Genomic DNA, 17,182 nt, shown 5'->3' on the forward strand with positions numbered 1-17,182 from the left:
CCCGCCTGCCTCGTCCTCAGCGCGCGCGTCGCGCGGCGACCGTGCCCAGCATCAGCAGACCGCCGAGCAGCATGGCCCAGCTCGCCGGTTCAGGCACCGGCGGCGCGACCGCGAAGTCGATGTAGAAGGTGCCACCGTCGCGCACGGCGGTATTGCTGCCCAGGTTCACCAGCGAGAACTGCGCGGTGTAGGTGCCGACCGCGGCGGCCGCGTCGGTGTAGAAGGTCGGCACGAAGTCGAAGCCATTGCCGTCGCCAAGCAGATAGAGGTTGCCGCTGTCGAACAGGTCCATGTCGCCATTGGCGGCGACCTTCAGACCCGGCGTGATGTACTCCAGCTTCAGCGCGACCTGCACGCCGTCGAGCTGTGCGTTCCAGCGGTTGGCGCTGCTTGCGTACAGCACCGCCTCGGCGCTGCCGGCGGCGCCGTCGGCCAGCGACTGGATGGACGACGCGCCGAGGTAGCTGTAATCGTGATGAGCGACGCTGTCATCGAGCACGCCGCTGACCAGCTTGCCGGCGAATGCTCCGCTGCCTGCGCGCAGCGCGAGCGTGCCGGGCAGCGGTGAAATGCGTGCCGACAGTTCCGGAATGCGGTTGTTGGCGTTGCTGCCGTTGATGACCGGCGCTGCGGCGCTGCCGGTATAGCTGTAGGCGCCGATGCCGTGGAAGTGGTTGCCGTGCTCCATCAGATAGGTGAGGCGGCCGTAGTTCGGATTGGCCAGGCCAGCAAAGGTGCCGCTGGCAATCGTCGCCAGGCTGTCGATCCCGATGTAGAAGCCGATGCCTTCATCGGCGCGCAGCGGCTCGCTGGCGTGTGCGAAGCCGGACATGAGGCCGGCAATGACGAGCAGGGCGCGGACTTTCAAGATGCTCTCCTTTGTTGATAATCGAATATCAAAAGATACGGGGCGTAGTCTTTTTTGTAAAGGAGATTGCATTATCATTAGAGGCTGATCATCCGGAGACCTCTCATGCGCGTGCCCATCCGCTTCATGCACCTTGCTGCAGCACTGCTGTCCTTCCACGTTGCCGCGGCACATGCCATCCACTTCGACGTCACCATCGGGCTCGACCAGGGACCGGTGGCCGGCAGCAGGATTACGGTCGGTGCCTATGGCGACCTGCCGTTCGAGCAGTTGCCGATCGATGTCCACACCGGATACATGGTGTTCCCGGGCGACTTCGGCGACTTCGAGGGCGGGCCGAAAAGCACCGACGATCCGGGTTTCCAGGCTTTCCCGGGCAGCCTGTCCGGCGCCAGCGGTGCCCGAGATTTCATCGGTTTCAAGGCGGTCGGCACGCTGTTGCAGTGGGATGCCGCCAGCGGCACATGGTCGGCCGCCGATGACGGCGTCGGCATTCGCCTGTACGGCGCGGTGCCACCGGCGGTGGCCAACGCCTACATCCAATCGCTGATCAATCCGCGCCTGGCACCGCCCGGTGCAGCGGCGAATTTCGAGTTCTATTCGCAGGGAACGCTGTTTACCGGCGCCGGCATCGAAGGCCCGGTCGCGGCGACGATAGACGACGCGAACGCCAACGGCGGCTTCCATGCGCACCTGGACTGGTTCATCGAAGGCGCGGCACCGTCCAGCGCCTATATGGTGACGCTGCAACTGACCGACGCGACGTCGATAGGTGGCCGCGGACGCTACGTCGATTCCGACCCTTTCCACGTGGTGTTCAACTACGGCCTCAGCGCCGAACAGTACGAAACTGCCTTCATGTCACGCGTCAGCCTGCCGGTGCCCGAGCCGTCGAGCTGGGTATTGATGGTGGTCGGTCTCGTGCTGACGACTTCGCTCGCGCGTCGGGTCAGAAGCTGACGCTGAGGCCGGCTTCGACGCTGCGCCCCGGTTCCGGCGAGAAGCTGCGCAGGAAGGACACCGGGTTGCGCGCTTCGGCATTGAGCAGATTGCGCGCCTTCAGGTACAGCGTCAGCGTGCGGCCGCCGTCGAGCGGACGCACGTGGTTCAGGTTGGCGCTGACCAGGGTGTAGCCGTCGCTGGCGGTTTCGTTGGCGCCCGGCCTGTCCTGCGCCGCCTGTCGCGTCACGCGCACCCGCCCGGACCACGCCTCCTTGCTTATCGCCAGCTGCGTGCCGAAGCGCAGCGGCGGCATGCGCGGCACGTCTTCGTCGAGCGCCGGCAGCCGGGCGCGCACGGCGTCGGCGAAGACCGACCACTCGACGTCGCCGAAGCGGCTGGCCGCCCACTTCAATGCCAGTTCCGCTTCGAATCCCCTCAGCTTGGCGCGGCTCTGCGCGTATTGAACCACCTGCAGACACTCTTCCAGGCGGACGCAGGCGAAACGGAACTGCTCTTCGGCAGTGTCGTAGAAGAAGGCTTCGCTGAGCTGGAAGATGTAGTTGCTGACGTCGTTGGCGTACACGCTGACCGCAGCGCGCAATCGCGCATCCTCGTACAGCGCCGACAGGTCGATCGAGCGCGCGCCCTCCGTGTTCAGCCCGGGGTCGCCCAGATCGTAGGTGCGGGTCGCCAGGTGGGCGCCCAGCGAATAGAGCTCGTGGATCTCGGGCGCGCGTTCGGCATGCGCGGCGCTGACCGTGAAACTCAGTGCATCGGCCGCCTGCCAGCGCAGCGACGCGGAAGTGCTCTGTGCGTTGATGTGGCGCCGCGGAAAGCTCACCGCGAAGCCGCCGGCAAGTTCGCGATCGCCGGCTTCCATGCGCGTCATTTCGCCGCGCCAGCCCAGTTCGAAGCGCAGGCTGGAGATGTCGACATGCTGCGTTGCGTAGAGGGCGGAACTGCGCATCGAGGTCTGCGGAATGAAAGCTTCGACGCCGAGCGCCGAGAAGTCGCGCCGTGTGTGGTGCACACCGACCGTGCCACCGAGGTGTTCGCCGAGGGTGTGCTCCAGTTCGATCCGCTGTTCGATCGCCTTGTTGCGGAAGGTGGTGGCGACGGCGCCCTGATCGACTTCGTCGTGCCGGTAATCGACGTGCGCCCCGGTATAGCGCAGCGACTGCAGCCAGCCTTCGCCCAGCCATTCGGCGCGGGTGTCGACGCGGCGGTTGTCCATCACGATGCGCACCCGGTCGTCGCCGCCATGCGAGTGGCCGGGGGCGGGCGGAATGCCGTAGTCGTTCGACGCGTTGTTCACGGCGGCGCCCAGCAGCGCGTTGCCGATGAACAGGCTGCCGCCCAGCGTGCCGGCGGCGGCGCGTGCATCGCTGTTGTACAGGCGCCCGCAGCTGTTGCGCGTGTTGATCAGGCCGAACTGCTGCTGCACGGCGTCGTCGTCGACGGCGCAGCCGGCGATGCGGGCGTCACCGCGATCGCGGCTGCTGGCCGAGGCGTGCAGCGCGAACGGGCCGCGGCCGCCGTCGAGCCGCAGTGAACTGATCCGTTCCGACGCGTTGGTGTTGTAGCCGAGGTCGACCGCGCCGCTGAGTGCCTTCTGCGGCAGTCGCGTCGGAATGCGTTCGTCGGCCACGTCGACCACGCCGCCGATGGCGCCGCCGCCGTAGCGGATGGTGGCCGGGCCGCGCACGATGCGCACCGAATCCGCCACCGCCGTATCGGCAGTCGATGCGTGATCGGGGCTGAAGGTGGTGGCGTCGTGCGTGCCGCCACCGTTGCTCAGTACTTTCACCCGCGCACCGCTGAGGCCGCGGATGACCGGCAGGCCGACGCCGGTGCCGAAGGAGGCGTTGTGCACGCCCGCTTCGTCGCCCACCGTTTCGCCCAGCGTCGCGCCCTTGCGGTCGCGCAGCGCTTCGCCGCGCAGTCTGGATGCGCCCGCTTCGTTCGCCCCGTCCGGCGTTCGGCTGTCCTCGACGCGGATGGCAGGCAGTTCGATGGCGTCGGGGCTGTCGGCGACGTCCTGCGCGATCGCGCTGCGGCAGCAGGCGGTGAGCAGGAGGAGAGACAGGCTTCCGGCGATACCAGGGCGCCGGATCGCCCCGGGGTGGGGACGGACGAATCGAGAGGACATGCCGCAGCGGAAGGTGCGATGATTGCTATTGCTAATAGTATCGCGTTATCGTTAACGGCGATGTTCACTTCCTTTCCGTCCTCACCAAGGAGCAAGCGATGAAATATTCCGGACCCGGTTCTTTACTGCGTGCGCTCGGCATGACCGCATTTCTTTCAACACAGCTCTTCGTGGCGGCGCAGGCGGCCGATCACGCGGGCGATATCGAGGTCGGCATGGCGGCGGGCTCGCTGGTGGTCGATCCCGAGGGGCTGGCGCAGATTGCCGCCAATGGTTACCGCCTGTTCGAAGCGGACTTCCGTGATTTCAGTGGTGGCCTGTTCAAGACCGACGACCCGGGCTTCGTCGCGGAAGAGGGCGCGCTCGATGTCGGGCTGGTCGTCGGCTACCGCGGCCTTGGCGTGCTGCAGTCGTGGAACGGTTCGATGTGGACCAGCAGCGGTCCTTCGGTCTTCGTGTCGATCGAGGACGTGCTGGGCACGATCACTTCATTCGGCTACGGCGCGGTCACCGATCCTGCCGGCGCGATCGCCCAAGTGTCCGGTGCCGGCGACATCCACTCGCACCTGGATTTCTCGATCGGCGGCGCGGACCGCGCGCTGGCCGGTGCCTACCTGATCACGCTGCAGCTCGAAGCGAACGGCGTGCTGGCGTCGTCGCCGTTCTACATCGCGTTCAACAACGGTCTGGAAGAAGCGGCATTCGAAGGTGCGGTCGGCGCGCTGATGGCGCCGGTGCCGGAACCGGCAACGTGGGCGATGCTGATCGCCGGCGTCGGTCTGGTGGGCGCGCTCGGCCGTCGCCGTCAGTGCGTGTGATCGTGGTCGTGCGGATGCGTGTGCCCGGCTGAGGGCGCTCCGTCCGCGTCTCCTTTTCCGCTGCACGCGCTGCAGCGGCCGAACAGCGTCACGTCGTGCGCCTCGACCGAAAAACCGGCGGGCGCCAGTGCGTTCCAGTCGGTCTGGCATTCGGCGATGTCGAACACGCGGTCGCACTGCAGGCACTTGAAGTGATGGTGGTGACCGAGGTGAGCCACTTCGTAGCGCGGTGCCTCGCCCGGCAGACTGACTTCGCGGATGCGGCCTTCTTCGAGCAGCAGCTTGATGTTGCGATACACGGTCGCGAGCCCGAGCGCCGGCGCCTCGCTGCGTGCCAGCGCGTGCAGTTCGGCCGGCGACAGCGGCCGGCCGGCCGCTTCGATGGCGCCGAGTATCGCGGTGCGCTGACGCGTATTGCGCTCCATGAGTGCGCTCAGACCTCGTCCGGCACGGCGGTGCCGGTGTGCAGATGCATGATCTGCCAGCCGTGTGCACGCGCGTGCGCGTCCAGCGTCGGGTCCGGATCGACCGCCACCGGATTGGTCACCCGGGTGAGCAGCGGCAGATCGTTCAGCGAGTCGCTGTAGAAGGTGGTGCGGCGGAAGCTGCCGAAATACAGCCCCAGTTCTTCCAGCCAGCGTTCGACGCGTTCGATCTTTCCTTCGCGGAAGGCCGGCGTGCCGCGCGGCTTGCCGGTGAATTCGCCGTCCTGCTGCGCGGGGATGGTGGCGACCAGATGCGGCACGTCAAGCTCGCGCGCGATCGGACCCGTGATGAAGCTGTTGGTGGCGGTGACGATGGCGCACAGGGCACCGCTTTCCAGGTGACCGTTCACCAGGCCGCGCGCACCGTCGGTGAGGCGCGGGCGGATCTGCTGCACCATGAACTCGGCATGCCAGGCGTCCAGCTCGGCACGCTTGTGGCGCGACAGCGGCGCCAGCTGGAAGTCGAGGAATTCGTGGATGTCCAGCGTGCCGGCCTTGTACTGCGCGTAGAAGGTCGCGTTGCGCGCCTCGTACAGCTCGCGGTCGAGCACGCCCTTGGAGATCAGGAATTGCGCCCACTCGAAGTCCGAGTCACCGGCGAGCAGGGTGTTGTCGAGGTCGAAAAGTACCAGTTCCATGGCGGTATCCGTATCAGATCAGTCTGGTCTGCATGACCTCGCGCAGCAGCGGCAGTGTCACCGGGCGCTGGCGGGTCAGCGAATGTTCGTCGAGCAGGTCGAGTATGCCGAGCAGCGAGCGGATGTCGCGCCGGCCGTGGCGCAGCAGGTAATCGAACACCTCCTGTTCGACCTTCATGCCGCGCGCGGCCGCGTGTGCCTGCAGCAGTTCGATGCGCTCGTCGTCGTGCAGCGGCTGGATGCAGAAGGGCAGCATCTGGCCGATGCGGGTGCGCAGATCCTCGCGCAGCGGCAGCATGCGCGGCGCGCTGTTGCCGGCGGCGACCACAGTGATGCCGCGCGCCTGGGCCAGATTGATCGCGCGGAACAGCGCGCCCTGCGCCTCTGGCTCCAGCAGATGGATGTCGTCGAACAGCCAGAGTTTCGCGTGCGTCGCTTCGAGGGCGCCGATCAGCGTATCCGGCAGCGTGAAGTTGATCTGGTCGACTTCGAGGTAAAGCCCGCGCGCCTTCGATTCGGCGGCCAGCGCGCGCAGCAGGTGGGTGCGACCGCTGCCGCTGTCGCCCCACAGATAGACCGATGCACCCGGCTCGTCGCCGGTCATGCCGCGCAGATGGGCAAGCAGGTCGCGATTGGCGCCGGCCACGAAATTGCTGAGGCTGGGAGCGGCGATCGGACGGATGTCGAGCAGCAGCTGACGCATCATTCGATGATCTTGGGCGCGTCGCCCTGGTAGAAATGGCTGGCCAGATAGTGCCGCCTGACTTCACGCAGGCCGACCAGCAAGGCAGCAGATGCGGGCAGCGCGATCAGCACGCCGACGAAGCCGAACAGCTGGCCGAAAGCCATCAGCGCGAAAATGACCGCCAGCGGGTGCAGGCCGATGCGTTCACCCACCAGCCAGGGCGTGAGCAGGAAGCTCTCCAGCAACTGGCCCAGGCTGTAGACGATGGCCACGCCGATCACCGGCGGCCAGCCCTGGAACTGCAGGGTGGCCACCAGCAGCGACAGCAGCAGGCCGGTCGAGAAGCCGACATAGGGGATGAAGCCGAGCAGGCCGGACAGCAGGCCCAGCGGCAATGCGTAATCGACGCCGGCGATCCACAGCCCGACGCTGTAGAACAGCGCCAGCGCCGCCATCACCGACAGCTGTCCGCGCAGGAATTCGGCCAGCACCGCGTCGATCTCGTCGACCAGCGACAGCGTGCGGTTCAGCCACGGGCGCGGCACCAGCTTGGCAACGCGATGGCGCAGTTCGCGCCAGTCACGCATCAGGTAGAACATGACGACCGGCGTCAGCAGCACGTTGGCCACGACGCCGACGATGACCGCGCCCTGGCTGCTGACGTATTCCAGCGCCACCATCAGATAGTCCTGCGCGCTGCTCCAGTTCTTCGTGATGAAGCGCTTCAGGCTATCCACGTCGAGTTGCAGCGTGATGCCGAAATGCTGCTGCAGCCAGGGCACCAGCTGTTCGTGCGCCGCCGTCAGATAGGCGGGCAGGCGCGCGATCAGCGTGCGCACCTCCTGCTGGATCACCGGCACCAGGATGAGGATGAGTCCGACCACCAGACTGATCACGAACAGGATGACCAGCACCACGGCAAGCGTACGCGGCACGCGCCGCCTGCACAGTCGTTCGACCAGCGGCTCGAAGATGTAGGCCAGCACCAGGCCCAGCATGAAGGGCGACAGCGTCGGTCCGAGCAGCCACAACAGGCCGACGATGGCCGCGCCAACGCCTGCCCAGAGCAGGGTTTGTTTGCGGTTGATGCCGGGAGGGGTCATGGCGGGGTGCGGGCCGGGGTAGAATGCGCACCCTTGGGGCGGAATGCGCGAATGCGGTGCAAAAACGCCCCGCAGTTTAGCAAGATTCCGCTGCACTCCCGTTCATTCATCCTGTTTTCCCGGCGCCCTGCGCCTCATACGTCATGACTTCATCCAAGGATTCCCGCGCTCCCCTCAGTTACGCCGCTGCCGGTGTGGATATCGATGCCGGCGACGCACTGGTCGAGCGCATCAAGCCGCTGGCCAAGCGCACGATGCGCCCGGAGGTGATCGGCGGCATCGGCGGTTTCGGTGCGCTGTTCGAGGTGTCGAAGAACTACCGCGAACCGGTGCTGGTGTCCGGCACCGATGGTGTGGGCACCAAGCTGAAGCTCGCCTTCCAGCTCGACGGTCACGACACGGTGGGCCAGGATCTGGTGGCGATGAGCGTCAATGACATTCTGGTACAGGGCGCTGAACCGGTGTTCTTCCTCGACTACTTTGCCTGCGGCAAGCTCGACGTCGATACCGCGGCACGGGTGGTCGGCGGCATTGCCCGTGGCTGCGAACTGGCGGGCTGTGCGCTGATCGGCGGTGAAACCGCCGAGATGCCCGGCATGTACCCGGCCGGTGAGTACGACCTCGCCGGCTTTGCGGTCGGCATTGCCGAGAAGAGCCAGCTCATCAGTGGCGAAACCATCGCCGAAGGTGACGTCGTGCTCGGCCTGGCCTCCAGTGGCGCGCATTCGAACGGCTACTCGCTGCTGCGCAAAATCCTCGAACGCGACGCACCGGACCTGAATGCCGATTTCCATGGCCGCACGCTGCGCGAAACCGTGCTCGAACCGACCCGCATCTACGTGAAGCCGCTGCTGGCGCTGATGAAGGAAGCACCCGGGCTGGTGAAGGGCATGGCCCACATCACCGGCGGCGGTCTGCTCGACAACGTGCCGCGCGTGCTGCCGGCCGGCCTGTCGGCGCACATCGACGCGTCCTCGTGGACACTGCCGCCGCTGTTCGCCTGGCTGCGCGAGGCTGGAAACGTGGCCGCTCAGGAAATGTACCGCGTGTTCAATTGCGGTATCGGCATGGTGGTGATCGTGTCGGCGGCCGATGCCGACCGCGCGACGCAGTCGCTGACCGCGGCTGGCGAGACCGTCTATCGCATCGGCCGCATCGAGCGCTGCGGCGAGGGCGAGGCGCAGACGGTCGTCCGCTGATCCAGAAGTGCGGAGCGCCGTACGGCGCTCCATGCGCTGCCTGCCTTCCAAGCGGGCAATAAAAAACCCGCCATTGGCGGGTTTTTTATTGCGGCCCCGGCATTACGCCAGGCGGCTAGGAAGCCTCACTTGAGCTTGGTTTCCTTGTACATCACGTGCTTGCGAGCCTTGGGATCGAACTTCATGATCTCCATCTTTTCAGGCTTGGTGCGCTTGTTCTTCGTGGTCGTGTAGAAATGACCGGTGCCGGCAGTGGATTCCAGCTTGATCTTGTCGCGTCCGCCCTTGGCCATGACGTCTTTCCTTCCTGTCTATGCCGGCTGAGCCGGATTGCATTGTTCCGGCGTGGCCGGAAATCTCAGATCTTTTCGCCGCGTGCGCGAATTTCGGCGAGCACGGTTTCGATGCCCTTCTTGTCGATCGTGCGCAGACCCTTAGTGCTGACGCGCAGGCTGACAAAACGGCCTTCGGACTCCAGCCAGAAACGGCGTTGCTGGAGATTGGGCAGGAAGCGGCGCTTGGTCTTGTTGTTAGCGTGGGAAACGTTGTTACCCACCATCGGCGACTTCCCGGTAACTTGGCAAACGCGGGACATGTTTCGAGCTCCAGAATCGGAAAAGCTCGCGATTATAGAGTACGGATCCGGTTTTGTTCAAGTTCTTCAAAGAATTCCGCGCTCGGCAAACGAGCAGGTCGCGCCGCTGCCGACGATGACATGGTCGAGTACGCGTACATCGATCAGTGCCAGCGACTGCTTCAGTGACTGTGTCAGGAGGTCGTCCGCGCGGGACGGCTCCGCCACGCCGGACGGGTGATTGTGGGCGAGGATGACGGCCGCCGCATTGTGCGCCAGTGCCAGTTTCACCACTTCGCGCGGATAGACGCTGGTCTGCGTCAGCGTGCCGCGGAACAGTTCGACCGCCTGCAGCAGCCGGTTCTGCGCATCGAGCAGCAGCACCATGAATACCTCGTGCGCCAGTCCGCTCAGTCGCAGCTTGAGCCAGTCGCGCACCGCTTGCGGTGAGCTCAGTGCGTCGCGCTCCTTCAACTGTTCGCCCAGGGCACGCCGTGCCAGTTCGAATGTGGCCTTCAACTGTACTGCCTTTGCCGTTCCCATTCCCTTGACCCGGCACAGATCGGCGATGCTGGCGCTGCCCATGCTGGTCACGCTGTCGTCGAAATGCGCCAGCAGGTCGCGCGCAAGATCGACCGCCGATTTCCCGCTGACGCCGACGCGCAGGAAGATGGCCAGCAGTTCGGCCGATGACAGCGCCTCGGCGCCTTGCAGCAGCAGTCGCTCACGCGGCCGCTGGTCCGCGCTCCAGTCCTTGATCGCCATCGCGTTACAATCCGTCGTCGACTCGGCGCAGGATACTACATTGTCATGAATTCCAAGGCGGAGCTGTCCGGGCGCACCATCGTGCTGGCCGTCACCGGTGGCGTGGCGGCCTACAAGTCGGCGGAACTGGCGCGCTTGCTGATCAAGCAGGGCGCGCGCGTACGCGTCGTGATGACCGAGGCGGCGAGTCACTTCATCGGCGCGGCTACCTTTCAGGCCATCACCGGTGAGCCGGTGTGGTCTGACCTGTGGGATGCGCGCATGCCGAACGGCATGGCGCACATCGATCTCACGCGCGACGCGCAGTTGCTGCTGATCGCGCCCGCCACCGCCGATTGCATCGCGAAGCTCGTGCAAGGTCGTGCCGACGATCTGCTGAGCACGCTCTGTCTGGCGCGTGACGCAGCGTGCGCGCTGATGGTGGCGCCGGCGATGAACCGGCAGATGTGGGAACACCCGGCGACAGTCCGCAATATGAATACGCTGCGCGGCGATGGCGCCATTGTCGTCGGGCCGGCGGCGGGCGAGCAGGCCTGCGGCGAGGTCGGCCTCGGCCGCATGGTGGAGCCGGCCGAACTGCTGGAGGCAGTGCTTGCGCATTTCACGCCGAAGACGATGGCTGGCCGGCGCGTGCTGATCACGGCCGGACCGACCGCCGAAGCCATCGATCCGGTGCGCGTCGTCACCAATCTGAGCTCGGGGCGCATGGGCTACGCGCTGGCGTGCGCGGCGGCAAGGGCAGGCGCCGAAGTGACGCTGATAAGCGGACCGACCGGGCTGGCAAAGCCCTTCGGTGTCGAGCGCGTCGATGTGAGCAGCGCGCAGTCGATGCACGATGCGGTGCTGTCACGCTACGCCGCCTGCGATGTATTCATTTCGGTCGCTGCGGTCGCAGACTACCGGCCAGCGGCGCCCAGCGACCGCAAGATAAAGAAGAGCACCGACACGCTGTCGATCGACATGGTGCGCAATCCGGATATCCTCGCCGACATTGCGGCGCGCGCCGATGCGCCGTTCTGCGTCGGCTTCGCGGCCGAGAGCCATGACCTCGACACCTATGCACAAGGCAAGCGGGTGGCCAAGAAGCTGCCGCTGGTCGTCGGCAATCTGGTGGCCGACGGCCTGGGTGGTGAGGACAATGCGGTCGTGCTGTACGACGCTGACGGACGCCATCCGCTTGCGCGAGCGTCCAAGCCGGACATCGCGCGCGCCATCCTCGAACACATTTCCCGATTGCTGAAAGACTGAAGATGTCCACTCTCGACTACAAGATTCTCGACGAGCGGTTGCGCGAATTGCCGCCGTCCTATGCAACGCCCGGTTCAGCCGGTCTGGACCTGCGCGCCTGCATAGACACGACGACCGTGTTGCGTCCGGGCGAGACGCTGCTGGTGCCCAGCGGCATCGCAATCCACCTCGAAGATCCCGGACTGGCTGCGATGGTGCTGCCGCGCTCCGGTCTCGGCCACAAGCACGGCATCGTGCTCGGCAATCTGGTCGGGCTGATCGACTCCGACTACCAGGGGCAAATTTTTGTATCGCTGTGGAACCGTGGCGCGAGCGAATTTGTCCTCCAACCATTGGAGCGGATCGCTCAACTCGTCGTCGTGCCCGTTGTACAGGTGGCTTTGCGCGAAGTGTTTGATTTTGCTGCATCGCAACGAGGCGACGGCGGTTTCGGATCGACGGGCGGACGCTGACAAGTTCAGGGGCGACAACCCTTTTTTTAATGGAAGTGCCGCGGTAAGCTTACGAGTTCAGGAAAGCGCCAGCCATAAGCCGACACTTATTCCCGGTCCAACGCAGGTCATGTAATCCTTTTGACCGGAAGATCGTTTTTTTCCACTGCAACACCCACCAATCAATTGAGGAGAGCTGATTGTGATTCGCAAACATCTGGCAACCGTCGTGCTGGCCGCGCTGGCTTCGACCGCGATGGCGCAGGAAGCACCGTACAAGGTTGCCGAGGGCAACAAGGTGGACGCCAAGACCCTGCTGGGTTGGAAGACGTGGCGTTCGGCCGCCTGTGAGCGTTGCCATGGCGCGAACCAGGAAGGCATGGTTGGTCCTTCGCTGATCGAAGGTCTGAAGAAGTACACGAAGGAAGAGTTCGTCGGCATCGTCGTCGATGGCACTCACGCAGACCGCGGCATGCCCCCGCACCCCTTCCTGAAGGGTGAGAAGATCGATGGTCTGTACGCCTACCTGAAGGGTCGCTCGGACGGCAAGATCGCCCCGGGCAAGGTCACCCCGATGGAGTAATCCCGGTCCGGACGATCAACGATCGTCCTGCCCGATGAGAGCCCGCCGCAGAGCGGGCTTTTTTTCGCCCGTCGCGCCGTGCCGCAACGGGCGAGGCGATGCGACGACGGTCCTCCACAACGAAAAACGGCGCCCTTTTGGGGCGCCGTCCGTGATGCTGCAGGGGTAGGCTTACTCCATGCGTTCGTAAGCCGGCAGCGTCAGAAAGTCTTCCAGTTCGGTCGCCACGCACATATCGCCGAACAGCTTGGCGGCACTGGCGTAGGTTTCGGTGTAGGCGTCGCCGAGCAGGGCGCGGATCTTGTCCAGTTCCTGCGTGATCAGGCTGCGCACCATGTCGGCGGTCACCTTGCGGCCGTCGTCGAGGATGCCCTTCGGACTGCGGATCCACGACCACACCTGGGCGCGGCTGATTTCGGCGGTCGCCGCATCTTCCATCAGGCCGTGGATGGGCACGCAACCGTTGCCGTCCATCCATGCACCCAGATACTGGATGCCGACATTGATGTTGGTGCGCAGACCGGTTTCGCTGATCGGGCCTTCCGGACGGAAGTCGAGCAGATCGGCGGCGCCGTAGTTCACGTCGAGCTGCTTCTCGATCTGGTTCGGCTTGTCGCCGAGCACCGACACGAACTCTTCCATCGCTGCCTGCACCAGACCCGGGTGAGCCACCCAGCCGCCGTCGTAACCGTCATTGGCGTCGCGGCGCTTGTCCGAACGGATGCCGGCCATCGCCTTTTCGTTGGCGTCCGGATCGTTCTTGTTCGGAATCAGCGCGCTCATGCCGCCGATCGCCGGGGCGCCGCGCTTGTGGCAGGTCTTGATCAGCGACAGCGCGTAGGCGCGCATGAAGGGCACGGTCATCGTGATCTTGCTGCGATCGGCCAGGCAGAAATCGCGATCGTTACGGAACACCTTGATGCACGAGAAGATGTAGTCCCAGCGGCCTGCGTTCAGGCCGGCGCTGTGATCGCGCAGTTCGTACAGGATTTCTTCCATCTCGAACGCGGCGTGCAGCGTTTCCACCAGCACGGTGGCCTTGATCGTGCCGCGCGGGAGGCCCAGCATTTCCTGGGCGGCGACGAACACGTCGTTCCACAGGCGGGCTTCGCGGTGGCTCTGCAGCTTGGGCAGATAGAAGTAGGGGCCGGCACCGCGGGCGAGCAGTTCCTTGGCGTTGTGATAGAAGTACAGCCAGAAGTCGAACAGGCCGCCCGACACGCGCTGACCGTCAATGGTCACGTGCTTCTCGTCGAGGTGCCAGCCACGCGGGCGCACCTGCAGCACGGCGACCTTGTCGTTCAGCTTGTAGGTCTTGCCCTTGTATTCGACGCTGATCGTGCCGCGCACGGCGTCACGCAGGTTGATCTGGCCTTGTACCTGGTTGTCCCAGGTCGGCGAATTCGAGTCCTCGAAATCGCTCATATAGCTGTCGGCACCGGCGTTCAGCGCATTGATGATCATCTTGCGCTCGGTCGGGCCGGTGATTTCGATGCGGCGGCACTCCAGTGCTTTCGGCAGCGGCGCGATCTTCCAGTCGCCTTCGCGCACGTGCAACGTGTCGGCCAGGAAATCGACCGGCTTGCCAGCGTCGATCTCGGCGGCGCGGGTCACGCGCGCGGCGAGCAGTTCGCGGCGACGCGGTTCGAACTGGCGGTGCAGCTGGGCGAGCAGCGACAGCGCTTCGAAGGTCAGGATGGTCTGGTATTCGGCGCTGACCGGAGCGGCGATGCTCACACCGGCGGGCAGATCCATGGCCCGGTTCAGCTTGTCTGCAGATTCAGCGATAGTCATGTGCGTGCGCTCCGATAACGGTTCGAGAGCCGGTATGACGTGAGCGTTCTTGCTCCGTGCTCCGGACAGGTTGGCCGTCCCTCACACCCGATCGGCGGCGGTGGTGCCGTCGTCGGGCGGGTGTGCCGCAGCGGGCGGGTTGCGCACGGTGCGGGCGGGAGGACCGGGGTCTAACGTCCGATGCATCAGACCAGGTTGTGCCCGGCATGAATTGCTGCATCTGCACAAATACTAGACTTTCCTTATGCATCCGTTAAGCTTTCCTTAAGTACATTTATCTTTTACTTTTAGTACAAAATGGATCGCTTCAAGGAGATAGAGTCCTTCGTTTCGGTTGCGGCGCACGGCAGTCTTTCGGCGGTTGCGAAACTCGAAGGCGTGCAGCCGGCCGTGATCGGTCGGCGCATGGATGCGCTGGAAGAGAGGCTAGGCGTCAAATTGATGCTGCGCACTACGCGCAAGCTGACGCTGACGCATGAGGGCAGTGCCTATCTGGAGGATTGCCAGCGCATTCTCAACGAGCTGGCGAGTGCGGATGCTGCAGTGACCGCTGGCGGCGCCAGGGCCACCGGCCTGCTGCGCGTCAGCGCGCCGGCCGGCTTTGGCCGGCGCCACGTGGCGCCGCTGGTGAAGCGCTTCATGGCGCTGAATCCCGAGGTCAAGATTTCGCTCGATCTGACCGACCGCATGGTCGATCTGGTGAACGAAAACGTGGACTGTGCGGTGCGCATCGGCAGCCTGCCCGATTCCAGCATGATCAGTATCAAATTGGGCGAGACGCGACGCGTCGTCGTCGCGAGCCCGGACTACCTCGCCCGCTTCGGCAAACCCGGGCACCCGTATGACCTCCTCCAGCATCGTTGTCTCGGCCTCGGGCCGAACCGCTCGCAGGCGCGTGGCTGGAGTTTCATGGCCCACGGCGAGCCGATCACGCTGCGCATCACCCATCTGGTCGAATGCAACGACGGTGCCGTGTTGCGTGACTGGGCACTGAGCGGGCTCGGGCTGGCCTGGCGTTCGTACTGGGAAGTGCGCGAGGATCTGGCGAACGGAGCGCTGGTCGAGGTTCTCGGCGATTTTGCGGCGCCGCCCATGGGCATCTATGCGCTGTTTCCGCAGCGTCGTCATCTGCCCTTGCGGGTGCGGCTCTTCGTCGATCTGCTGAAGCTCACCTACGGCGACCTGGCTTACTGGGAATCCGGCGGTACATTCATTCCCGATCTGCCGCAGCCGATAGAGGACTAAGGAAGGGGAAACAAAAAAGCCGCCCGGCGAGAGCCGGGCGGCTTTTTCAATTCAGCAGACCCGCTGTTGCGGGTCCGGTCCATCTCAGTGGAACTGCTCTTCTTCGGTCGAACCGGTCAGCGCGGTCACCGACGAAGTGCCACCCTGGATGGTGGTGGTCACGTCGTCGAAGTAGCCGGTGCCGACTTCCTGCTGGTGCGACACGAAGGTGTAGCCGCGGTCGCGGGCCGCGAATTCCGGCTCCTGAACCTTTTCCACGTAGGCGGACATGCCGCGGGCCACGTAGTCCTGAGCCAGATCGAACATGTGGTACCACATGTTGTGGATGCCGGCGAGGGTGATGAACTGGTACTTGTAACCCATCGCGCCCAGCTCGCGCTGGAACTTGGCGATGGTCGCGTCGTCGAGGTTCTTCTTCCAGTTGAACGACGGCGAGCAGTTGTAGGCCAGCATCTTGCCCGGGAACTTGGCGTGGATCGCGTCAGCGAAGGCCTTGGCGAAAGCCAGGTCAGGCGTGCCGGTTTCGCACCAGATCAGGTCGGCGTACGGGGCGTAGGCCAGACCGCGCGAGATGGCTTGTTCCAGACCCTTCTTGGTCTTGTAGAAGCCTTCGGCGGTGCGCTCGCCGGTGACGAAGGGCTTGTCGATCGGATCGCAATCGCTGGTCAGCAGGTCGGCGGCTTCTGCGTCGGTACGGGCCAGGATCAGGGTCGGGACGCCGTAGACGTCAGCGGCCAGACGGGCGGCGATCAGCTTCTGCACGGCTTCCTGGGTCGGCACGAGCACCTTGCCACCCATGTGACCGCACTTCTTCACGGAGGCCAGCTGGTCCTCGAAGTGCACGCCGGCGGCGCCAGCGCGGATCATTGCCTTCATCAGTTCGTGGGCGTTCAGCACGCCGCCGAAACCGGCTTCTGCGTCGGCCACGATCGGGGCGAAGTAGTCGATGTAACCCTTGTCGCCAGCGTAGACGCCCTTGGCGTGCTGGATTTCGTCAGCGCGCTTGAAGCTGTTGTTGATGCGGCTCACGACGGTCGGAACCGAGTCAACCGGGTACAGCGACTGGTCCGGGTACATCGCTTCGTACGAGTTGTTGTCGGCAGCGACTTGCCAGCCCGACAGGTAGATCGCCTTGACGCCGGCCTTCACCTGCTGCATGGCCTGACCACCGGTCAGCGCGCCCAGGCAGTTGATGAACGGCTCGTTGTTGACCAGATCCCACAGCTTTTCCGCACCGCGGCGGGCCAGCGTGTACTCGACCGGGAAGGAGCCGCGCAGGCGATAGACATCCTCGGCGGTGTAGCCGCGCTTGATGCCCTTCCAGCGGGGGTTCTCGTCCCAATCCTTCTGAATCTTGGCGATTTCCTGTTCTTTCGTGCTCATTGCATGTCCTCGAAGAAAAAAACAACCCGAACAGGCAGCCTGCGCCACCCGTAAGCCCTGACTTTGAAATGCTTCCTGAAACGGTGCTGACACCCATGCCGGACCGTGCGGTCCGGGCATCCTTCGGCCGATGAACCGATGCGGGCCGATCCACGAAACCCGCGTGGGCCTGTCGCAGCGGTTGGCAGCAAGCAGACCGGGCGCCCGGGAAGCCGACCGATGAATGGAACCGGACGGCTATCGTGACGGGCTCAAGTATAAAGAGGCTTTGG

At 64.8% G+C, this 17,182-nt stretch carries 18 protein-coding genes; 7 read left to right on the forward strand and 11 right to left on the reverse strand.

The window, feature by feature from the left end; all coding sequences use genetic code 11:
- Window positions 1–16 precede the first annotated feature (16 nt).
- Window positions 17–868, reverse strand: a complete 852-nt coding sequence (locus METRZ18153_RS0107005) for an all3515 family Zur-repressed PEP-CTERM protein (protein ID WP_020164054.1) — start codon at window positions 866–868, stop codon at window positions 17–19.
- A gap of 105 nt (window positions 869–973) precedes the next feature.
- Here METRZ18153_RS0107005 and METRZ18153_RS0107010 point away from each other — a divergent pair, with 105 nt between their 5' ends.
- Window positions 974–1,828, forward strand: coding sequence for a PEP-CTERM sorting domain-containing protein (locus tag METRZ18153_RS0107010; RefSeq protein ID WP_020164055.1), 855 nt, complete (start codon window positions 974–976; stop codon window positions 1,826–1,828).
- Here the strand turns inward: METRZ18153_RS0107010 and METRZ18153_RS0107015 are convergent.
- Window positions 1,818–3,959 (reverse strand): TonB-dependent receptor, encoded by a 2,142-nt coding sequence (locus METRZ18153_RS0107015; RefSeq protein ID WP_020164056.1) that lies wholly within the window; start codon window positions 3,957–3,959, stop codon window positions 1,818–1,820. The genes METRZ18153_RS0107010 and METRZ18153_RS0107015 overlap by 11 nt on opposite strands.
- A 98-nt stretch (window positions 3,960–4,057) precedes the next feature.
- On the opposite strand from METRZ18153_RS0107015, the gene METRZ18153_RS0107020 reads away from it, so the two are divergent.
- Complete coding sequence (locus METRZ18153_RS0107020) at window positions 4,058–4,777, forward strand: PEPxxWA-CTERM sorting domain-containing protein (protein ID WP_020164057.1); 720 nt, start codon at window positions 4,058–4,060, stop codon at window positions 4,775–4,777.
- Here the strand turns inward: METRZ18153_RS0107020 and METRZ18153_RS0107025 are convergent.
- Genes METRZ18153_RS0107025 through METRZ18153_RS0107040 form a run of 4 tightly spaced genes read right to left on the reverse strand, consistent with a single transcriptional unit; the run spans window position 4,765 to window position 7,688 of the window.
- The gene (locus METRZ18153_RS0107025) at window positions 4,765–5,202 is read right to left on the reverse strand and encodes a Fur family transcriptional regulator (protein ID WP_020164058.1); all 438 of its coding nucleotides are present in this window, start codon (window positions 5,200–5,202) and stop codon (window positions 4,765–4,767) included. The two genes, METRZ18153_RS0107020 and METRZ18153_RS0107025, sit on opposite strands and share 13 nt — an antisense overlap.
- 8 nt (window positions 5,203–5,210) lie before the next feature.
- Window positions 5,211–5,900 carry a histidinol-phosphatase gene (locus METRZ18153_RS0107030; protein ID WP_020164059.1) on the reverse strand — a complete coding sequence of 230 codons (690 nt, stop codon included), beginning with the start codon at window positions 5,898–5,900 and terminating at the stop codon, window positions 5,211–5,213.
- A gap of 13 nt (window positions 5,901–5,913) precedes the next feature.
- Window positions 5,914–6,606: a DnaA regulatory inactivator Hda gene (gene hda, locus METRZ18153_RS0107035; protein WP_020164060.1), complete on the reverse strand. Its 693-nt coding sequence runs from the start codon at window positions 6,604–6,606 to the stop codon at window positions 5,914–5,916.
- Window positions 6,603–7,688: an AI-2E family transporter gene (locus tag METRZ18153_RS0107040; protein ID WP_020164061.1), complete on the reverse strand. Its 1,086-nt coding sequence runs from the start codon at window positions 7,686–7,688 to the stop codon at window positions 6,603–6,605. The genes hda and METRZ18153_RS0107040 overlap by 4 nt, the downstream gene beginning before the upstream one ends.
- A gap of 143 nt (window positions 7,689–7,831) precedes the next feature.
- Between METRZ18153_RS0107040 and purM the strand changes: the two genes are divergently transcribed.
- On the forward strand, window positions 7,832–8,887 hold the full coding sequence (gene purM / locus METRZ18153_RS0107045) for a phosphoribosylformylglycinamidine cyclo-ligase (protein ID WP_029143609.1): 1,056 nt from the start codon (window positions 7,832–7,834) through the stop codon (window positions 8,885–8,887).
- 125 nt (window positions 8,888–9,012) lie between these two features.
- Here the strand turns inward: purM and rpmG are convergent, their stop codons facing one another.
- From rpmG to radC, 3 genes are all read right to left on the reverse strand, one after another.
- On the reverse strand, window positions 9,013–9,180 hold the full coding sequence (rpmG, locus tag METRZ18153_RS0107050; protein ID WP_019918910.1) for a 50S ribosomal protein L33: 168 nt from the start codon (window positions 9,178–9,180) through the stop codon (window positions 9,013–9,015).
- 65 nt (window positions 9,181–9,245) lie between these two features.
- Entirely contained in the window at window positions 9,246–9,482 is a 237-nt protein-coding gene (gene rpmB / locus METRZ18153_RS0107055; RefSeq protein ID WP_024300540.1) for a 50S ribosomal protein L28, read from the reverse strand.
- 66 nt (window positions 9,483–9,548) lie between these two features.
- Window positions 9,549–10,226: a RadC family protein gene (radC, locus tag METRZ18153_RS0107060; protein WP_020164063.1), complete on the reverse strand. Its 678-nt coding sequence runs from the start codon at window positions 10,224–10,226 to the stop codon at window positions 9,549–9,551.
- Window positions 10,227–10,271: 45 nt separating this feature from the next.
- On the opposite strand from radC, the gene coaBC reads away from it, so the two are divergent.
- The 3 genes from coaBC to METRZ18153_RS0107075 all read left to right on the forward strand — a co-directional run bounded on the left by coaBC (window position 10,272) and on the right by METRZ18153_RS0107075 (window position 12,488).
- Window positions 10,272–11,474 (forward strand): bifunctional phosphopantothenoylcysteine decarboxylase/phosphopantothenate--cysteine ligase CoaBC, encoded by a 1,203-nt coding sequence (coaBC, locus tag METRZ18153_RS0107065; protein WP_020164064.1) that lies wholly within the window; start codon window positions 10,272–10,274, stop codon window positions 11,472–11,474.
- Window positions 11,475–11,476: 2 nt separating this feature from the next.
- A complete protein-coding gene (gene dut / locus METRZ18153_RS0107070) occupies window positions 11,477–11,926 on the forward strand; it encodes a dUTP diphosphatase (protein ID WP_020164065.1) in 450 nt (149 codons plus the stop codon).
- A gap of 181 nt (window positions 11,927–12,107) precedes the next feature.
- Window positions 12,108–12,488 carry a c-type cytochrome gene (locus tag METRZ18153_RS0107075; RefSeq protein WP_020164066.1) on the forward strand — a complete coding sequence of 127 codons (381 nt, stop codon included), beginning with the start codon at window positions 12,108–12,110 and terminating at the stop codon, window positions 12,486–12,488.
- 171 nt (window positions 12,489–12,659) lie between these two features.
- Here the strand turns inward: METRZ18153_RS0107075 and aceB are convergent, their stop codons facing one another.
- A complete protein-coding gene (gene aceB / locus METRZ18153_RS0107080; protein WP_051091674.1) occupies window positions 12,660–14,282 on the reverse strand; it encodes a malate synthase A in 1,623 nt (540 codons plus the stop codon).
- A 297-nt stretch (window positions 14,283–14,579) separates the two neighbouring features.
- On the opposite strand from aceB, the gene METRZ18153_RS0107085 reads away from it, so the two are divergent.
- Entirely contained in the window at window positions 14,580–15,527 is a 948-nt protein-coding gene (locus METRZ18153_RS0107085; protein ID WP_020164068.1) for a LysR family transcriptional regulator, read from the forward strand.
- Between the two features lie 84 nt (window positions 15,528–15,611).
- Here METRZ18153_RS0107085 and aceA read toward each other — a convergent pair whose 3' ends face one another.
- Window positions 15,612–16,910, reverse strand: coding sequence for an isocitrate lyase (gene aceA, locus METRZ18153_RS0107090; RefSeq protein WP_019918902.1), 1,299 nt, complete (start codon window positions 16,908–16,910; stop codon window positions 15,612–15,614).
- Window positions 16,911–17,182: the final 272 nt, after the last annotated feature.

The organism is Methyloversatilis discipulorum (assembly GCF_000385375.1).
In the GTDB taxonomy this organism is placed as follows: Bacteria; Pseudomonadota; Gammaproteobacteria; order Burkholderiales; family Rhodocyclaceae; genus Methyloversatilis; species Methyloversatilis discipulorum_A.

Coding starts and splice junctions, on each gene's coding strand:
- METRZ18153_RS0107040 (WP_020164061.1), bottom strand. CDS start 7,688: ATGACCCCTCCCGGCATCAACCGCAAACAAACCCTGCTCTGGGCAGGC.
- radC (WP_020164063.1), bottom strand. CDS start 10,226: ATGGCGATCAAGGACTGGAGCGCGGACCAGCGGCCGCGTGAGCGACTG.
- coaBC (WP_020164064.1), top strand. CDS start 10,272: ATGAATTCCAAGGCGGAGCTGTCCGGGCGCACCATCGTGCTGGCCGTC.
- dut (WP_020164065.1), top strand. CDS start 11,477: ATGTCCACTCTCGACTACAAGATTCTCGACGAGCGGTTGCGCGAATTG.
- rpmB (WP_024300540.1), bottom strand. CDS start 9,482: ATGTCCCGCGTTTGCCAAGTTACCGGGAAGTCGCCGATGGTGGGTAAC.
- METRZ18153_RS0107010 (WP_020164055.1), top strand. CDS start 974: ATGCGCGTGCCCATCCGCTTCATGCACCTTGCTGCAGCACTGCTGTCC.
- purM (WP_029143609.1), top strand. CDS start 7,832: ATGACTTCATCCAAGGATTCCCGCGCTCCCCTCAGTTACGCCGCTGCC.
- rpmG (WP_019918910.1), bottom strand. CDS start 9,180: ATGGCCAAGGGCGGACGCGACAAGATCAAGCTGGAATCCACTGCCGGC.
- METRZ18153_RS0107030 (WP_020164059.1), bottom strand. CDS start 5,900: ATGGAACTGGTACTTTTCGACCTCGACAACACCCTGCTCGCCGGTGAC.
- METRZ18153_RS0107020 (WP_020164057.1), top strand. CDS start 4,058: ATGAAATATTCCGGACCCGGTTCTTTACTGCGTGCGCTCGGCATGACC.
- METRZ18153_RS0107015 (WP_020164056.1), bottom strand. CDS start 3,959: ATGTCCTCTCGATTCGTCCGTCCCCACCCCGGGGCGATCCGGCGCCCT.
- METRZ18153_RS0107025 (WP_020164058.1), bottom strand. CDS start 5,202: ATGGAGCGCAATACGCGTCAGCGCACCGCGATACTCGGCGCCATCGAA.
- hda (WP_020164060.1), bottom strand. CDS start 6,606: ATGATGCGTCAGCTGCTGCTCGACATCCGTCCGATCGCCGCTCCCAGC.
- aceA (WP_019918902.1), bottom strand. CDS start 16,910: ATGAGCACGAAAGAACAGGAAATCGCCAAGATTCAGAAGGATTGGGAC.
- aceB (WP_051091674.1), bottom strand. CDS start 14,282: ATGACTATCGCTGAATCTGCAGACAAGCTGAACCGGGCCATGGATCTG.
- METRZ18153_RS0107085 (WP_020164068.1), top strand. CDS start 14,580: ATGGATCGCTTCAAGGAGATAGAGTCCTTCGTTTCGGTTGCGGCGCAC.